This window comes from Myroides sp. LoEW2-1, assembly GCF_009767705.1.
Lineage (GTDB): Bacteria > Bacteroidota > Bacteroidia > Flavobacteriales > Flavobacteriaceae > Flavobacterium > Flavobacterium album_A.
Map to the genome: position 1 here is coordinate 1 of NZ_WSPP01000322.1, position 1,525 is coordinate 1,525.

Genomic DNA, 1,525 nt, shown 5'->3' on the forward strand with positions numbered 1-1,525 from the left:
AAAAGAAGACAGTTGTATAATCAACAAAAATTAATAAATTTATAACTAAAACACTATCTTATGCTTACGTCCTAAAAGTCTACATTAGTTTGAAGACATACAGTGTGCTCTACTTATTTTTGAAATGATGTTTTAAGGTTTTATCCTTCCATTTTTTATCGAATGTTGACTGTTTCTCCTTGCGTTCGTTAAAAGTAAATTATTGACATGATATTCGATACAAATTGATTCATAACTTGAGTCAAACTCACGTTATTGATATTGGTATAGGAGTGTAATTAGTTGAAGGGCAGTGCGTGTAGAGAAAATAGAAAATAAAAAAAAGCCTTCAGAAAGGTGAAGGCTCTTTAAGCTAAACTATGGAAGTTTATATTTTGAATGAAATTACTATTGAAGTTCTAACTCTTTTTTCTTGAAGATTAGACTGCTGTTCATCAGTACAATAGCTGATAAGATTAGCAAAATACCAACCCATTGTATTAGAATTACTTTTTCACCTAAAACTAAGAAAGCTACAGTAACTGACGCAGGTAGTTCTAAGGATGAGATAATACTTCCTAATCCTACACCTGTCAACGGGAATCCCATATTCAAGAACATTGGCGGTAATACGGTACCAAATAAAGCTAATACAATTCCCCAACCGTAGAAGATACTCCAGTCGAAATCCCTGATACCATCTGTGTTTTGAGAAAATTGAAGGTAAAAGTCCTTCATAAACTCAAAGTTATTTGGCCCAATTTGAGTGACAAATACAAAGATAGTTATGATTATAGCAGCTCCAGTAAGCATACACATACTGCGTTTTGTGGCAGGTAAGTGATTTGCAATACGACCAGAGGCAAACATTGTTGTAGCAAACGAACACGATGCTAAGAAGCCAAATATTACTCCTCTAATATCTAACTCAATCTTACTTGCCATGATATTCGTAGCTAAGACAGTACCAAATAGAATTAATGCTATAGCAACCAATTTTGTCAAATTTGGAAATGTTTTGGTAGCTATACTATCTAACACTACTCCAATCCATACAGATTGCATTAAGAGAACAACGGCAATTGACGCGTCGATATAACTTACAGCCATATAATATAAAACAGAAGTGAATCCCATGGAAGTTCCTGCTAATATTAAACTGCGTACGTTTTTAGAGGTAGCTTTTGGTTCATCTGCTTTCTTTTTGCGAAACAAGTGAATCAAGGATACACATAGCAGACCAAGTAGTACCTGAGAATATGTTACTTCAGCAGTGGTAAATCCACTCTTATATGCAAGTTTTACAAATGAAGCAAGCATACCGAAACTTGAAGCTCCTAAAGCGACTAAGAAGACTCCTTTTACTACATTATTTTGTTCTTTCATCTTTTTCTATTTTGCTTAACAAAGGTAGTTAATATTTTTTGAGCGATATAGGACAAATGTCTATATAGTACCTATCAAATAGTAATTGAAAATTGTGGCAGTTTAGGGAACGGGGAATGGGGAACGGGGAACAGGGACGGGGAACAGGGACGGGGAATGG

The 1,525-nt window shown here is 34.8% G+C and carries 1 protein-coding gene; it reads right to left on the minus strand.

Annotation, left to right across the window (positions count from 1 at the left end):
* Nucleotides 1–387 precede the first annotated feature (387 nt).
* Nucleotides 388–1,365 (minus strand): EamA family transporter, encoded by a 978-nt coding sequence (locus GOQ24_RS15240; RefSeq protein ID WP_160340077.1) that lies wholly within the window; start codon nucleotides 1,363–1,365, stop codon nucleotides 388–390.
* Between the last annotated feature and the right edge of the window lie 160 nt (nucleotides 1,366–1,525).

Bases quoted from the DNA above. Each gene is read 5' to 3' on its own strand.
- GOQ24_RS15240 (WP_160340077.1), bottom strand. From the start codon at position 1,365: ATGAAAGAACAAAATAATGTAGTAAAAGGAGTCTTCTTAGTCGCTTTA.